The 12,773-nt window shown below is 69.9% G+C and carries 13 protein-coding genes; 8 read left to right on the forward strand and 5 right to left on the reverse strand.

The features are described from left to right. Positions 1 to 58: 58 nt before the first annotated feature. Both MB1_RS02935 and MB1_RS02940 read right to left on the reverse strand, forming a co-directional pair. Positions 59 to 805: an MSMEG_4193 family putative phosphomutase gene (locus tag MB1_RS02935; RefSeq protein ID WP_066903570.1), complete on the reverse strand. Its 747-nt coding sequence runs from the start codon at positions 803 to 805 to the stop codon at positions 59 to 61. Positions 806 to 897: 92 nt separating this feature from the next. Continuing rightward, positions 898 to 1,743: an undecaprenyl-diphosphate phosphatase gene (locus MB1_RS02940; protein ID WP_174531930.1), complete on the reverse strand. Its 846-nt coding sequence runs from the start codon at positions 1,741 to 1,743 to the stop codon at positions 898 to 900. A gap of 190 nt (positions 1,744 to 1,933) precedes the next feature. Here MB1_RS02940 and MB1_RS02945 point away from each other — a divergent pair, with 190 nt between their 5' ends. The 8 genes from MB1_RS02945 (at position 1,934) to MB1_RS02980 (ending at position 9,168) form a co-directional block, all read left to right on the forward strand. Further along, entirely contained in the window at positions 1,934 to 2,869 is a 936-nt protein-coding gene (locus tag MB1_RS02945) for an aldo/keto reductase (protein WP_066904118.1), read from the forward strand. A 136-nt stretch (positions 2,870 to 3,005) separates the two neighbouring features. Then, a complete protein-coding gene (locus MB1_RS02950; protein WP_066903572.1) occupies positions 3,006 to 3,998 on the forward strand; it encodes a YncE family protein in 993 nt (330 codons plus the stop codon). 5 nt (positions 3,999 to 4,003) lie between these two features. Beyond that, positions 4,004 to 4,273 (forward strand): DUF5703 family protein, encoded by a 270-nt coding sequence (locus tag MB1_RS02955; RefSeq protein WP_066903574.1) that lies wholly within the window; start codon positions 4,004 to 4,006, stop codon positions 4,271 to 4,273. Positions 4,274 to 4,276: 3 nt separating this feature from the next. Next, positions 4,277 to 5,383 carry a quinone-dependent dihydroorotate dehydrogenase gene (locus tag MB1_RS02960; protein WP_084350737.1) on the forward strand — a complete coding sequence of 369 codons (1,107 nt, stop codon included), beginning with the start codon at positions 4,277 to 4,279 and terminating at the stop codon, positions 5,381 to 5,383. A gap of 164 nt (positions 5,384 to 5,547) precedes the next feature. Next, entirely contained in the window at positions 5,548 to 6,504 is a 957-nt protein-coding gene (locus tag MB1_RS02965; protein ID WP_084350873.1) for an ABC transporter ATP-binding protein, read from the forward strand. Next, positions 6,501 to 7,289, forward strand: coding sequence for an ABC transporter permease (locus tag MB1_RS02970; RefSeq protein ID WP_066903576.1), 789 nt, complete (start codon positions 6,501 to 6,503; stop codon positions 7,287 to 7,289). The genes MB1_RS02965 and MB1_RS02970 overlap by 4 nt, the downstream gene beginning before the upstream one ends. 57 nt (positions 7,290 to 7,346) lie before the next feature. Beyond that, positions 7,347 to 8,513 (forward strand): sensor histidine kinase, encoded by a 1,167-nt coding sequence (locus MB1_RS02975; protein WP_066903578.1) that lies wholly within the window; start codon positions 7,347 to 7,349, stop codon positions 8,511 to 8,513. A 58-nt stretch (positions 8,514 to 8,571) separates the two neighbouring features. Continuing rightward, positions 8,572 to 9,168: a response regulator gene (locus tag MB1_RS02980; protein WP_245650006.1), complete on the forward strand. Its 597-nt coding sequence runs from the start codon at positions 8,572 to 8,574 to the stop codon at positions 9,166 to 9,168. Positions 9,169 to 9,179: 11 nt separating this feature from the next. On the opposite strand, the gene MB1_RS02985 is transcribed toward MB1_RS02980, so the two are convergent. The 3 genes from MB1_RS02985 to MB1_RS02995 form a co-directional block, all read right to left on the reverse strand. Continuing rightward, positions 9,180 to 9,995, reverse strand: a complete 816-nt coding sequence (locus MB1_RS02985) for a hypothetical protein (protein ID WP_066903580.1) — start codon at positions 9,993 to 9,995, stop codon at positions 9,180 to 9,182. A 176-nt stretch (positions 9,996 to 10,171) separates the two neighbouring features. Continuing rightward, a complete protein-coding gene (locus tag MB1_RS02990; protein WP_066903582.1) occupies positions 10,172 to 11,536 on the reverse strand; it encodes a GDSL-type esterase/lipase family protein in 1,365 nt (454 codons plus the stop codon). 88 nt (positions 11,537 to 11,624) lie between these two features. Next, positions 11,625 to 12,677, reverse strand: coding sequence for an AraC family transcriptional regulator (locus MB1_RS02995; RefSeq protein WP_066903583.1), 1,053 nt, complete (start codon positions 12,675 to 12,677; stop codon positions 11,625 to 11,627). Between the last annotated feature and the right edge of the window lie 96 nt (positions 12,678 to 12,773).

Genomic DNA, 12,773 nt, shown 5'->3' on the forward strand with positions numbered 1-12,773 from the left:
CTCGGGTTGTGATTGGGCGACTGTTGTCAGATTAGTTGCCGACCGAGAGCGATGCTGCCTATCTCCCACCTCCGGGAACGGCGTCACCTTCCGGGACCTCCACCGCCGGCGCCGGCGGGTGCTCCGGCGGATCGGGCAATGTGGCGATATCGACTCCCGCCGGTGGTTTCTCCGGGGTCCGCAGCGCCGACGGCAACTCGCCACCCTGCAGGTTCATCCCCAGGACGAAGGGGCGCGTCGCGGTATAGCGCAGCACCGACATCGAGGCGGGATCGGCCACGATGCGCTGGAACGAGTCGAGGTGGGTGCCCAGGGCGTCGGCGATCAGCGCCTTGATGACGTCCCCGTGCGAGCAGGCCACCCAGACCGGTTCGCGTTCGAGCCGTTCGCGCAGTCGTGCGTCGATCTCGCGGACCGCGGCGACCGCCCGCGCCTGCACGGCGGCCAGACCCTCACCCTCGGGGAAGATCGCTGCGGACGGATGATCCTGGACCACCCGCCACAGCGGTTCCTTCACCAGTTCGCCGATCGTGCGGCCGGTCCACGATCCGTAGTCGACCTCGATCAGCCGTTCGTCGACTCCGACCTCGAGGCCGCGCTCGGCCGCGAGCGGCCCGACCGTCTGCTCGCAGCGCACCAGCGGGGAGCGCACGATCGCGTCGATCCGCACGTCGGCCAGCCGAGTCACCACGTCGCGAGCCTGGCCGCGGCCCCGCTCGTCCAGCTCGACACCGGCCGTTCGACCGGCCAATACGTGTCCGGTATTGGCGGTCGACCGACCGTGCCGCAGCAGGATCACCGTCATGCGTTCAGCCTAGCCGGCCGGAGGCCGGCGCCTGTTCGGCCCAGCCGGCCGCAGGCCCGGCACCTGTTCGGCCCAGCTTGCACCGGGTGTGGTCAGGTCGCCGCAACGGTGCCGGTCGCCAGCAGAATCATCACCGCGACGCCGACGATGATGCGGTAGCCGGCAAACCAGTACATCGAGTGGTTGGCGACGAACCGCAGCAGCCAGGCGATCGACGCGTAGCCCAATCCGAACGACACCAGGGTCGCCACCAGAAGTTGGGCGCCGGAGGCCTGCAACCCCGCACCCGACGGTTGGAAGGCGTCCGGGAGGGAGAACAGCCCCGATGCGGTGACCGCCGGGATCGCCAGCAGGAACGAAAATCGCACCGCCGCCTCGCGCTTGAGGCCGAGGAAGAGGCCGACCGAGGAGGTCGCGCCGGAGCGGGACACCCCCGGGATCAGCGCCAGGCACTGGCCGAGGCCCATCAGGATGCCGTCCTTGGCGGTCAGCTTCTCGATCGGGCGACGCTTGGAGCCGATCTTCTCCGCGGCGGCGATCACGATGGCGAAGACGATCAGCATCGTGGCGACCAGCCACAGGTTGCGGGCGCCGGTGCGGATCTCGTCGCGGAAGACGTAGCCGAGCAAGCCGATCGGGATCGTGGCGATGATCACATACCAGCCGATGCGGTAGTCCAGGTTGTCGCGCTGGTGCCGGTCGAACAGGCCGCGGAACCAGGCCATGACGATCCGCGCGATATCCCTGGCGAAGTAGAGCAGCACCGCCGCTTCGGTCCCCAATTGGGTGACCGCGGTGAAGGAGGCGCCCGCGTCCGAGCCGAAGAAGACCTCGGAGACGATCCGCAGATGCCCGGAGGACGACACCGGCAGGAACTCGGTCAGCCCCTGCGTCGCCCCCAACACGATCGCCTGCAACCAGGTCATCGATTCGTCCACCAACCGCCTCGCTTTCGAGTTCGAGATAGGGAAATGTCGCCGACGGCCACTATCGACCGCTCGGACATGCGGTCGGTCGCGGGCGGCCGTGCAGACGGTACCGGGTGCCGGCACCGTACGCTTCATCCGGGCAACATCGAGTGCCGCCGTCGCGATGACGTGCGGCCCGACCGGGACGGATGCGGCAGGGATGGACCGACGAGCGGTGGGCGGCAGCGGTCTTCGGGTCTCGACGATCGGACTCGGGACCGCCGACTGGGGCACCGTGATCGACGGTGACATCGCGGCGGCGCAGCTCGCGTCCTTCGTCGACGCGGGCGGAACTCTCGTCGACACCGCCGCGCACTACGGCCAGGGACGGGCCCAGCGCACGCTCGCGGAATTGATCGACGACGTCGTCCCCCGCGACCGGTTGGTGATCAGCGCCTCGGCCGGATGGCGACCGGCCCCGGCCGCCGCCGCGGACAACTCGCGTGCCGCGCTGTTGTCCGGGCTCGACGCGACGCTCGCCGAACTCGGTACCGATCATGTCGATCTGTGGAGTGTCGCGGGTCCCGATCCGACGATCGAGGACGAGGAGGTCGCCTCCGCCCTCGAGATCGCGGTGCGCTCCGGCCGGGCCCGCTACGTGGGCATCCGCGATCACGCCGGCTGGCAGCTGGCGACCGCGGTCGGCCACGCCGAGTCGATCGCCGGGCGTCCGGTCGCCGCCCAGACCCGATACTCGCTGCTCGATCGTCGCGCGGAGGCGGAGTTGCTGCCCGCGGCCGATCACCACCGGGTCGGGGTGTTGGCGGTGTCCCCGTTGGCCGCCGGCGTGTTGACCGGCAAGTACCGCAAGGGGATTCCGGCGGATTCGCGGGGCGCCGATCCGACGGCCGGACTATCGGTGCAGCCCTATCTGACCCGATTCGGATCGAACGTGGTCGAGGCGGTCGCCACCGCCGCCGACGGGCTGGGGACATCGCCGCTGGCGGTCGCCCTGGCCTGGGTGCGCGATCGACCGGGCGTGAGCAGCGTCATCGTCGGGCCGCGCGATATCGGCCAGCTGACCGGCATCCTCGCCGCCGACGACGTCTCCCTGCCGGCGGCGATCACGGCGGCCCTCGACGATGTCAGCCGGTGACCGCGGCGCGGTGACCACAGCAGCAGCGCCGGGCACGGACCCGGCACGGAAGAACAGCGACGTACGGGAAGAAGGAGGCCGAAGGGTGCACACACGGCGGCGAGGACCGGGAGCACGCGTTCTCGCACCGATTGCGATGGTGTTGGCGATCGTGACCGCGTGCGGGTCGTCGGGGACCACCGACACCACCGAGCAGGACACGACCGTCGCCGGGGACCTGGGTGTGGTCGCCGCCGATCCGGTCACCTCGCCCGCGCCGACCCGGTTGCCGGACGGCACCGTCGCCGAGGCACCCACGATCGTCGAGATGGTCGGCGACGAGGGCTCGGATCAGCTGGTGGCGCTGCTGAACGATCGCCGACAGCTGGCGGTGTACAACCGCGCCGACCCGACCACCCCGACCCGGGTGGTCAACGCCCCCGACTCGGCGCGGTCGATCTCCGCCGGCCCCAACGGCACGGTGCTGATCGTCACCGACGCCGGCGTCGACGTCCTCGACCCGGCGTCCGGCGCGCTGAGCACGATCGATCCCGACACCGACGCGACCCCGACCGCAGCGGCCGCCTGGGGTGACGGCTACGCGATCGGCACGGACGACGGCGCGGTGCACCTGATCAACGCGGACGGCAGCGCCGAACGGACGATCACCGGGCTCGGCGGTATCGATCGGATCCTCGCGCGCCCGGAGGCGGTCTCGGTGATCGACCGGGTGCAGTCGTCGGTGCGGTCGGTCGATCTCGACGACAACCGGGCCGGGCCGGCGTTGCGCGCGGGCGAAGGTGTGGGCACCGCGGTCGGCTCCGCGGACGGCACGATCGTCTCCACCGACGTGCGCGACGGGGAGCTGCTGGTCTTCACCGACGACCCCCTGGTGCTGCGGCAGCGCTTTCCGGTCCCGGACGGGCCGTTCGCGGTCGCCTACGATAGCGGGACGGGACTGGTATGGGTGACCGTGACCGGCCTCAACGAAGTGGTCGAGTGGGATATCTCCGAGGGCATTCCGGTGGAAAGCCGCAGATTCCGAACGGTGCAGCAGCCGAACTCGCTGGTCTTCGACCGGCAGTCGGGTGATCTGTTCGTCGGGTCCGCGGTAGGCGGCGGTCTGCAACGTATTCCGACGAGGAGCTGAGGGACGTGGTCTTCGAACGTCGACGAGCGGTTCCGGCCGGCTGGGAGACCCAGTCCGACGATTACGAGTACATTCCGCTGCGGCTGCCCCCCGACGTGACGCGGGTGACCGCGTCGATGCGGTTGGCGATCCAGGCGGAGTTCGGCGGCTGGGAGCTCTCCCGGGTGCGCCTCTACACCGACGGCAGCCGTCGCGTCCTGCTCCGTCGCCGCAAGCGCGGTGAGGCCGCCGGCCACGGTGATCTCGGCGGTACGGCGACCGCGGTGGGCGAGTAGATCATGATCTACGACGCGCTCTACGGCGCCCTGCTCAAGGTGATGTTCCTGATCGACCCCGAACGCATCCACCGGGTGGTGTTCGCGGTCCTGCGCGGGTCGGGGCGGTTCGGCCCCCCGGCCGCCGTGCTGGCCCGGGTGTTGACGGTGCGCGACCGGTCGCTGCGGGTGCGCGCCTTCGGTGTCGACTTCCCCAATCCGGTGGGCCTGGCGGCCGGCTTCGACAAGAACGCCGACGGGGTCGACACCTGGCGGGCGCTGGGCTTCGGTTTCGCCGAGGTCGGGACGGTCACCGCGGACGGTCAGCCCGGCAATCCGATGCCGCGGCTGTTCCGGCTGCCCGCCGACCGGGCGCTGATCAACCGGATGGGCTTCAACAACCACGGCGCCGGCCACGCGGCGAACAATCTGCGTCGTCGCCGCGGTGGTATCCCGATCGGCATCAACATCGGCAAGACCAAGGTGGTTCCGCTCGAGCAGGCGTCGGCGGACTACCTGTCGAGCACCACGTTGCTCTCCCCCCTCGCCGACTTCCTGGTCGTCAACGTCAGCTCCCCCAACACTCCGGGGCTGCGGGACCTGCAGGCGATCGAGTCGCTGCGGCCGCTGCTGACCACCGTGCGCGAGATGTCGTCGGCGCCGGTGCTGGTCAAGATCGCGCCGGATCTCAGCGATGCGGATGTCGACGCGATCGCCGATCTCGCCGTCGAACTCGACCTCGCGGGCATCGTCGCGACCAACACCACGATCGGCCGCGAGGGGTTGCGCACCCATCGGGCCGATGTCGAACGCATCGGCGCCGGGGGTCTGTCGGGCCCGCCGGTGGCGGCACGCTCCGTCGAGGTGCTGCGCCGGCTGCGCGCCCGCGTCGGCGACCGGCTGGTGCTGATTTCGGTCGGTGGGATCGAAACGCCCGAACAGGCCTGGGAGCGCATCACCGCCGGGGCGACGCTGGTCCAGGGCTACACCGGCTTCATCTACGGCGGCCCGTTCTGGATTCGACGGATCAACAAGGGGATCGCCGCGAAGCTGAAGCAGGGGGGCTTCGCGGATCTGGCCGCCGCGGTGGGCAGCGACGTCACCACCGCACGCGCCGACCGCACCGCCTGACCGACCGCACCGCCCGGCGGGCCGCGCACCGCCCGACCGGTGGCCCCGCCCGACCGGTGGCCCAGCCCGACGGGTGGGCCTCGCCCGGACCCCTGACATTTGTCACCCGCCGATCGTGACCGATCGCAGACCGGGTGAAGCGGACCGCGATCGATGCTGAGTCCATGACTCAGACAACCTCGTCCCGCGCGATCGGCGGCATCGCCCGGCCGATGGGGCGCGAGACCACACCGGCGGTCGAACTGGCCGACGTCGTCCAACGCTTCGGCGCCGTCACCGCCGTCGACCACCTGTCCCTGGTGCTGTGGCCCGGCGAGATCGTCGCCTTCCTCGGCCCCAACGGCGCCGGCAAGACCACGACGATCGACATGATCCTCGGACTGGCCCAACCGACCTCCGGCACCGTGCGCATCTTCGGCGACTCCGCCCGCCACGCGGTCGGCCTCGGCCGGGTCGCCGCGGTCATGCAGACCGGCGGGTTGCTCAAGGACCTGACCGTCGCCGAGACCGCCCGGTACATCGGCTCCCTCTTCCGCCCCTCCGTCGACCCGGCCGTGGTCCTCGAGCGCGCCGGCATCACCGATATCGCCGACCGCAAGGTCGGCTCCTACTCCGGCGGCCAGCAACAGCGGCTGCGTTTCGCGCTCGCCCTGCTCTCCGATCCGGACCTGCTGATCCTCGACGAGCCGACCACCGGCATGGACGTCGAGGGACGCCGCGATTTCTGGGCGGCGATCCGCGCCGACGCCGACCGCGGGCGCACCGTCCTGTTCGCCACCCACTACCTCGAGGAGGCCGACGCGATCGCCGACCGGATCGTGCTGATCGGCCACGGTCGGGTCATCGCCGACGGCACCCCGGCGCAGATCAAGGCGCTCGGCAGCGGCCGACAGGTCCGCGCCAATCTGCCCGGCGCCGACCGGTACGCGCTCGCCACCCTGCCGGGTGTCGACTCGGTGGAGGTCCACGGCGACACGGTGCTGCTGCACGGCGCGGACAGCGACGGTATCGCCCGTCACCTGCTCACCCGGACCGATGCCCGCGATCTCGAGATCACCGCCCACAACCTCGAGGACGCCTTCGTCGCCCTCACCTCCGATTCCGAAGGAAGTCGATCATGACCGCCGTCGTCGCCCCGCAGGTCCGGCGCCGCACCCCGCCGCTCGGCGGGCTCTCCGGCACGATCCTCGGCATCGAGATCCGCCGGGTCCTGCGCAATCCGCGGGTGATGCTCTTCGCCCTGGTCCTGCCCGCGGCGTTCTTCCTGATCTTCGGCACCGACAGCTCGTACCGCACCCAATCGGTCGGCACCGCCAACGTGACCTCCTATGTGATGGTGTCGATGGCGGTCTACGGCGCCCTGCTCGCCGCCACCAGCGGCGGCGCGATGGTCGCCACCGAGCGGGCCCTCGGCTGGAGTCGGCAACTGCGGCTGACTCCCCTGCGGCCGACCGCCTACGTGGCGATGAAGATCGCCGTCGCCATGGCGATCGGTCTGATGGCGGTCACGGTGGTGATGATCTGCGGAGAGATCTTCGGCGCCGACCTGTCGATCGGCCGCATGCTCGCCTGCGCGGCGATCGGCTGGCTGTGCAGTTCGGTCTTCGCCGCCTTCGGCCTGTTCATGGGCTACCTGCTGCCCAGCGAGAACGTCATGCAGATCCTGGGGCCGGCGATGGCGCTGCTGTCCTTCGCGGGCGGCCTATTCGTGCCGGTCGACTCCATGGGATCGGTCTTCGCGACGATCGCGCACTTCATGCCCACCTACGGGGTGGCGGTTCTGGCCCGCTACCCGATCGACTCGTCGCCGTCGTTGTGGCTCGCGCTGCTGAACGTCGTGGTGTGGGCGGCGATCTTCGTCGCGGGCGCCGCGTGGCGGATGAGCCGCGACACCCGCCGCGTGTGAGCGACCCGCTCGAACGGCCGTCGACGCCTGCCGGGAGCGGCGCCTACCGTGACTGATGTGTCCGATCGCACGCTCGAGGTCGACCCCGACCGCCGGGATCCGCCAGCCCGTCCGAGGTGGCGGATCCTGGCGATCGGCGCCTGGCTGCTCTTCCTGGCGTATCCGCTGACCGCGGTCCTGCGCTATCCGCAGCCTGCCGGTCGAATCCTCGGTCTGGTCCTGGTGGCCACCTTCGTCGCGACCTATCTGTACCTGCTGCTGCGGATTCGGTGGCGGGTCGGCCGCCCGCGGTTCCGGCCGCGGCGCGTGGTGCCGCTGTTGGTCGGCCTGGTCGTGATCACCGGCGCCCTCGTTCCGTTCGCCGGGCCCGACGCCTTGGTCTGCCTGGTGTTCATCACCGCCGCGGCCATGGCGACACTGCCGATCCGATTCGGCATCGCGGTGGCGGCGCTGATGCTGGCGGTCAGTTCCCTCGCCGCCTTGACCGTGCCCGGCTGGCAGGACCACAACGAGAGCCTCGCCGTCGTCCTGGCCGCGGCCTCGACCTTCGCCATGCGCCTGGCGATGCAACGTACCGATCGTCTGCTGGACGTCGAACGCGAACTCGGCCGCACCGCTCTCGACCAGGGCCTCGACCAGGAACGCGCCCGCATCGCCCGCGACCTGCACGACATCCTCGGCCATTCGCTCACCGTGATCTCGCTCAAGGCGCAGGTCGCCGACCGCACCTTCGACGACGACCCGCAGCGGGCCCGCGCGGAGATCCTCGAGATCGAGCGGCTCTCCCGCGATGCGCTCGCCGATGTGCGGGCCACCGCGCTCGGGGTGCGCGGTATCTCGCTGCCGGGCGAGATCGCCGAGGCCCGCGCCGCGCTGACCGCGGCCGGTATCGAACCGGATCTGCCGGGGGTCACCGACGAGGTCGACTCCCGCCACCGCGAACTGTTCGCCTGGACGATCCGCGAGGCGGTGACCAATGTGGTGCGTCATTCGCGGGCTCGCACCTGCACGGTCGAACTCGGCCGCCGCCGGGTCGCGATCATCGACGACGGTCTCGGCCCGCAGGCCCCGACCACCTCCGGTGATCCCTTCTCCGGACACGGCCTCGAAGGTCTGCGTCGGCGGGTGGAACGGGCCGGGGGCACGATGATGATCGGCCCGGGGCCCACCGGGAACGGCTTTGCGATCGAGGTGGAGGTACCCGGTGACCAACCGCTCGACTGACCCGATTCAGTCCGCCGCAGCGCCCGCCGAAGGATCTTCTGAACCGATACGGTTGCTGGTGGCGGACGACCAGGCCCTCGTCCGCGGCGCCCTGGTCGCCCTGCTGGAACTCGAACGGGATATCCGCGTGGTCGGCCAGGTCGGGCGCGGCGACGAGGTGGTCGACGCCGCCCTCGCCGAACGCCCGGATGTCGCGTTGCTCGACGTCGAGATGCCGGGTCTCGACGGGATCAGCGCCACCCGACTGCTGCACGAGCGGCTGCCCGAGTGCCGGGTGTTGATGGTCACGACGTTCGGTCGGCCCGGCTATCTGCGCAAGGCACTCGAGGCGGGCGCGTACGGGTTTGTCGTCAAGGACACACCGGCCCGCGAACTCGCCGACGCGGTACGCCGCGTCAGCCGCGGCCTGCGGGTGATCGATCCCAACCTCGCCGCGGACTCGATGGTCAGCGGCGCGTCCCCATTGACCGATCGGGAGACCGACGTCCTGCGCGCCGCCCGCGACGGGGGCACGGTCACCGATATCGCCAAGGCGCTCTTCCTCTCCGAGGGCACCGTGCGCAATCACCTGTCGAGCGCGATCGGCAAGACCTCCGCCCGCACCCGCGCCGAGGCGGTCCGCATCGCCCTGGATTCCGGCTGGTTGCTGCCCTGATTCCCGGCCGCCTAGACGTGACGCGGTCTCGGCCGACCGTCCCATACGGTCCGAACTCGGGACATCTCCGCCACCTCGTCGCCGATCCGCGGATCGATGCTCCGCAGGACGAACAACGCGTCCGCATGCCGCCGCCGGTGGTCGACCCGCAGCACCTGTTCATGGTGCGCGATGCGGTTGCGGACTCTGCGCAGTCGATCGAGTGCCGCGCTGATCAGGTAGCCCGCCGCAACCTCTGCGGGTAGCTGTCGGCGATGCTCCGCACTCCGATACGCGAAGTCCGCCATCATGTCCCCGACGAACGGAAAGGCGAGGCTCATCGCGTCCCGCCACAGATGCTCGCGAGCGGTGTACCCGGACTGCAGTCGTCTGCGGCCGTTCTCGGTCGGCGGATCACTCGGCAACAGATTGACCAGGTTGCCGAAGGTCAACTGGGCAACAAGATCGTCTTGGGTGACGACGTGATTCCGACGCGGATGCGGTCCGCCCTCCGGATCCGGAGTGGCGCGATTCCGCTGTGCGCGCACCGCATCGTGCTTCAGGCCCATCAGAACTCGGCTGCCGAGAATCCGCTCGAGTGGCACCGCCGGTTCGCGCAGCCAGTCGGGCTTTCGACACGCCGCCCCGTTCCACTCCCGCAGTTGCGAGTCGAGCACATTTCGCACCAGAACCTCGGTCTGGCACAGCACCTCGTACCAGGAGGAGCTGATCGTGACCTGCCAGATGTACAGGGCGCCGAGAGACGCCGTATCGGCAGGGGCGCCGCCGGCCATCTCGGCCCAGTAGTCGCGATACGGCTGCAGGCGCGCTGGGCGCAGGATCTCCACGAAGGCCGGTGTTACCGGCCGAGCATACGAACGGAAGACCACAGGCCCGGCCGACTCGGCCGGGCCTGTGGATAACTCTGTCTATCAACGACCGATCCTGTCGGCACGTTTTCCACCTGCAAGGCTAACAAACGAGGTGACCCGCAACAACGAAGCTGAAGGTCGCCATCCGCGCCTCAGCAGCGCACGATGGCCAGGAGTTCGTCGAGGTCGATCGCGTCGGCCTGGATGCGGGTGCCGAGATCGCCGGGGTGAACCTGGTCCGGGGAGGTACCGGGAGCCCACACCGAGGGGTTGGCCGGGTCGCGCACCGCGAGGTCGTAGTCGACCACCATGTCGAACAGGCCCGCGGTGCGAATGAAGTGGTTGACCTTCTCCCGCTCGGCCTGCGTCCCCGGCAGGGCGTACATGAAGGCGATATCGCGGGCGGCGCCGGTCGGGGTCAGGGTCGCGGCGATCACCCGGATGTCGCGGTCGCGGGCCTTGGCGACGATGTCCCGATAGGCGTCGATCACAGCGTCGGCCGGGGTACCGAAGGCGAGGTCGTTGAGACCGTGCAGCAGCAGGACCGCTCGGGTCCCCGGCACGTCGAGGGCATCGGCGACGATCCGGTCCCGGCCGGGGATACCGCCCCAGCCGACGCCGTGCGGACCGAAGCCGACCTGCGCCGGACCGTCGGTGACGAAGTTGAAGCTCAGTGTCCCCATCGTCACAACCACCCGATCGCCGCCCGGGACCTCGGCGAGCCGCCGCGTCAGGAAGTCCGGGGTCCGGGTCTCCGCGTCGACCGTGGTGGTGATCGGTTCGGTGAACGATTCGCCGAAGGCGACGAGCCCGGCGGTGCCGGCGCCGGCGACGGTATCGATCGCTGCCGCAAAGTAGTTCGACGTCGTCTGCTCGGTGAAGGCGGCGCCCGAGTCGGAATCGGCGGCGTCCCCGCTCCCGAAGGGTGTCAGATAGGAGGTGCGGTTGGCGTCCATGTGATGGGTCGGCGACACGACGATCGGGTCCGGGATGTGAAAGCTGATCGCGACCTTGTCGAAGGGGCGGATCGCGAAATCCACCGGATCCGAGACGATTTCCGCACCAGCGGGAACCGTGATGGTCGATTCTCCGCCGAAGGTGACCTGCCGCCGACTGCCGGGGACCAGGTCGCTACCGGCGAGTTGCGCACCGACATTGACCGAGGTGAATGTCAGCGGTGTGGTCCCCCAGGTATTGCTCAACGTCAGCCGGATGCGGTCGCCGGAGGTCTTGGGAGCGGCCAGCATCCGCAGGCTCTGGTTGCCGATCGGGCGGGGCGGCTTCAGCGGATAGGACTCGAAGTAGATCAGCCCCTGGCCGGCGTTGTCCTCCTGGGCAATACGTTGGGGGCCGCCCATATTCGATGACCATGCACGCACCCAGCCGGGGCGGTCGCAGGTCACCGAGTCCACCGGTTGACCGGTCGTGATCGGCTGGGCATGGGCCGTCGGCACGGTGGTCATACCGGCCGGCGTGACGAGGAGGGCGGTCAGCAGGATTGCGGGCAGTCGTCGCACCCGCGAGACGCTACCGAAACCGCTCCCGTGCGCCAGAGTACGAAAGTGACAATGCCCGTGCGGCTTCCGGCGAAGCGACCGGGACGGATCAGAACCCGTCCGTCGAGGTCGGCGCGGTGCGGAAGCGCCCCGGACTGGTCCCGACGAGAGTCCGAAATGTACGACTGAAGTGCGAGACATCACGAAAGCCCACCGACTGTGCGATATCCGCCACCGATAGGTCCGTTGAGACGAGATACCGCTTCGCGCGGTCGATCCGCATGCGGTGCAACAAGGCTCGCGGAGTGGTTCCGGCTCCGGCCAACAACTTCTGGACGTTGCGCAGCGACATCCCGCACCGGGCCGCGATCCCGGTGACGGTCAGGTCCGGGTCGTGCAGCAGTTCGTCGACCACCTGGCGGATCCGGTCGAGGTCCGCCGCACGATGACCGGTTCCTATCCCGGCCCGCACGGCGACCTCCGCGATGCCTGCCGCCACCATGTCGACCGCCGACATCGCGAAACTGGTCGTGGCCCCACTGCTCAGCCCGGCTCCCTCCGCGGCGAGATCGACCAACACCCGACCGGCGATCGCGGAGGCCCCCGGCCCCGGCCCGAAGGAGCGACCGGTCGCATGGTCGAGGTACGGCTCCGGGAGCCGACAGGTGAGCATCTCGCGGGGAATGTGCGCGACGACCTGCCGGAAGCAGGTGGGCGACCGGAAGACAAACGGCCGACTCAGGTCGAGCAGGGCAAACGCGCCCGTCCGCAGCACGGTCTCGCGGCCGGCCTGCTCGACCTCGACGTGGCCCGCGGTGATCAGGCAGAGCAGGTAATCGGCGCTCGCATCCGATCGGGCCATCGCCGCCGAGCGCACCACGGTCTGCTGCTCGGCTCGGATCGTGCTGATGTGCAGGTCGCCCAGCGGGCGGCCACCCCATTCGCCGTCGAATCGGTCGCTGGTGTGGGGCCAGGCGATGTCGGTCTCGCAGTAGAGCCGACCGAGAGTGCTCTGCCAGGCGGCACGTCCCTCGTTCAGGTCGAGTTGGTCGGTCCGCAACGAGACAACCGCGGGCTCACCGGACATCGCGCCGGGAGCCGCCGATATGGGCGCGTCGGACGCGATGCGCTCGCAGTCATCGAGTTGTTCGCGTTCGGCCATGTTGCGCCACACTCCCGGCTTCTAGTGTTGTGCGTCACAGGGACGCAACACAGGCCACGGTAACCCGCAGCCGGCTTCCCGGGGAAGTACCTTCAT

It is taken from the genome of Millisia brevis NBRC 105863 (assembly GCF_001552615.1).
GTDB classification, from domain to species: domain Bacteria; phylum Actinomycetota; class Actinomycetes; order Mycobacteriales; family Mycobacteriaceae; genus Millisia; species Millisia brevis.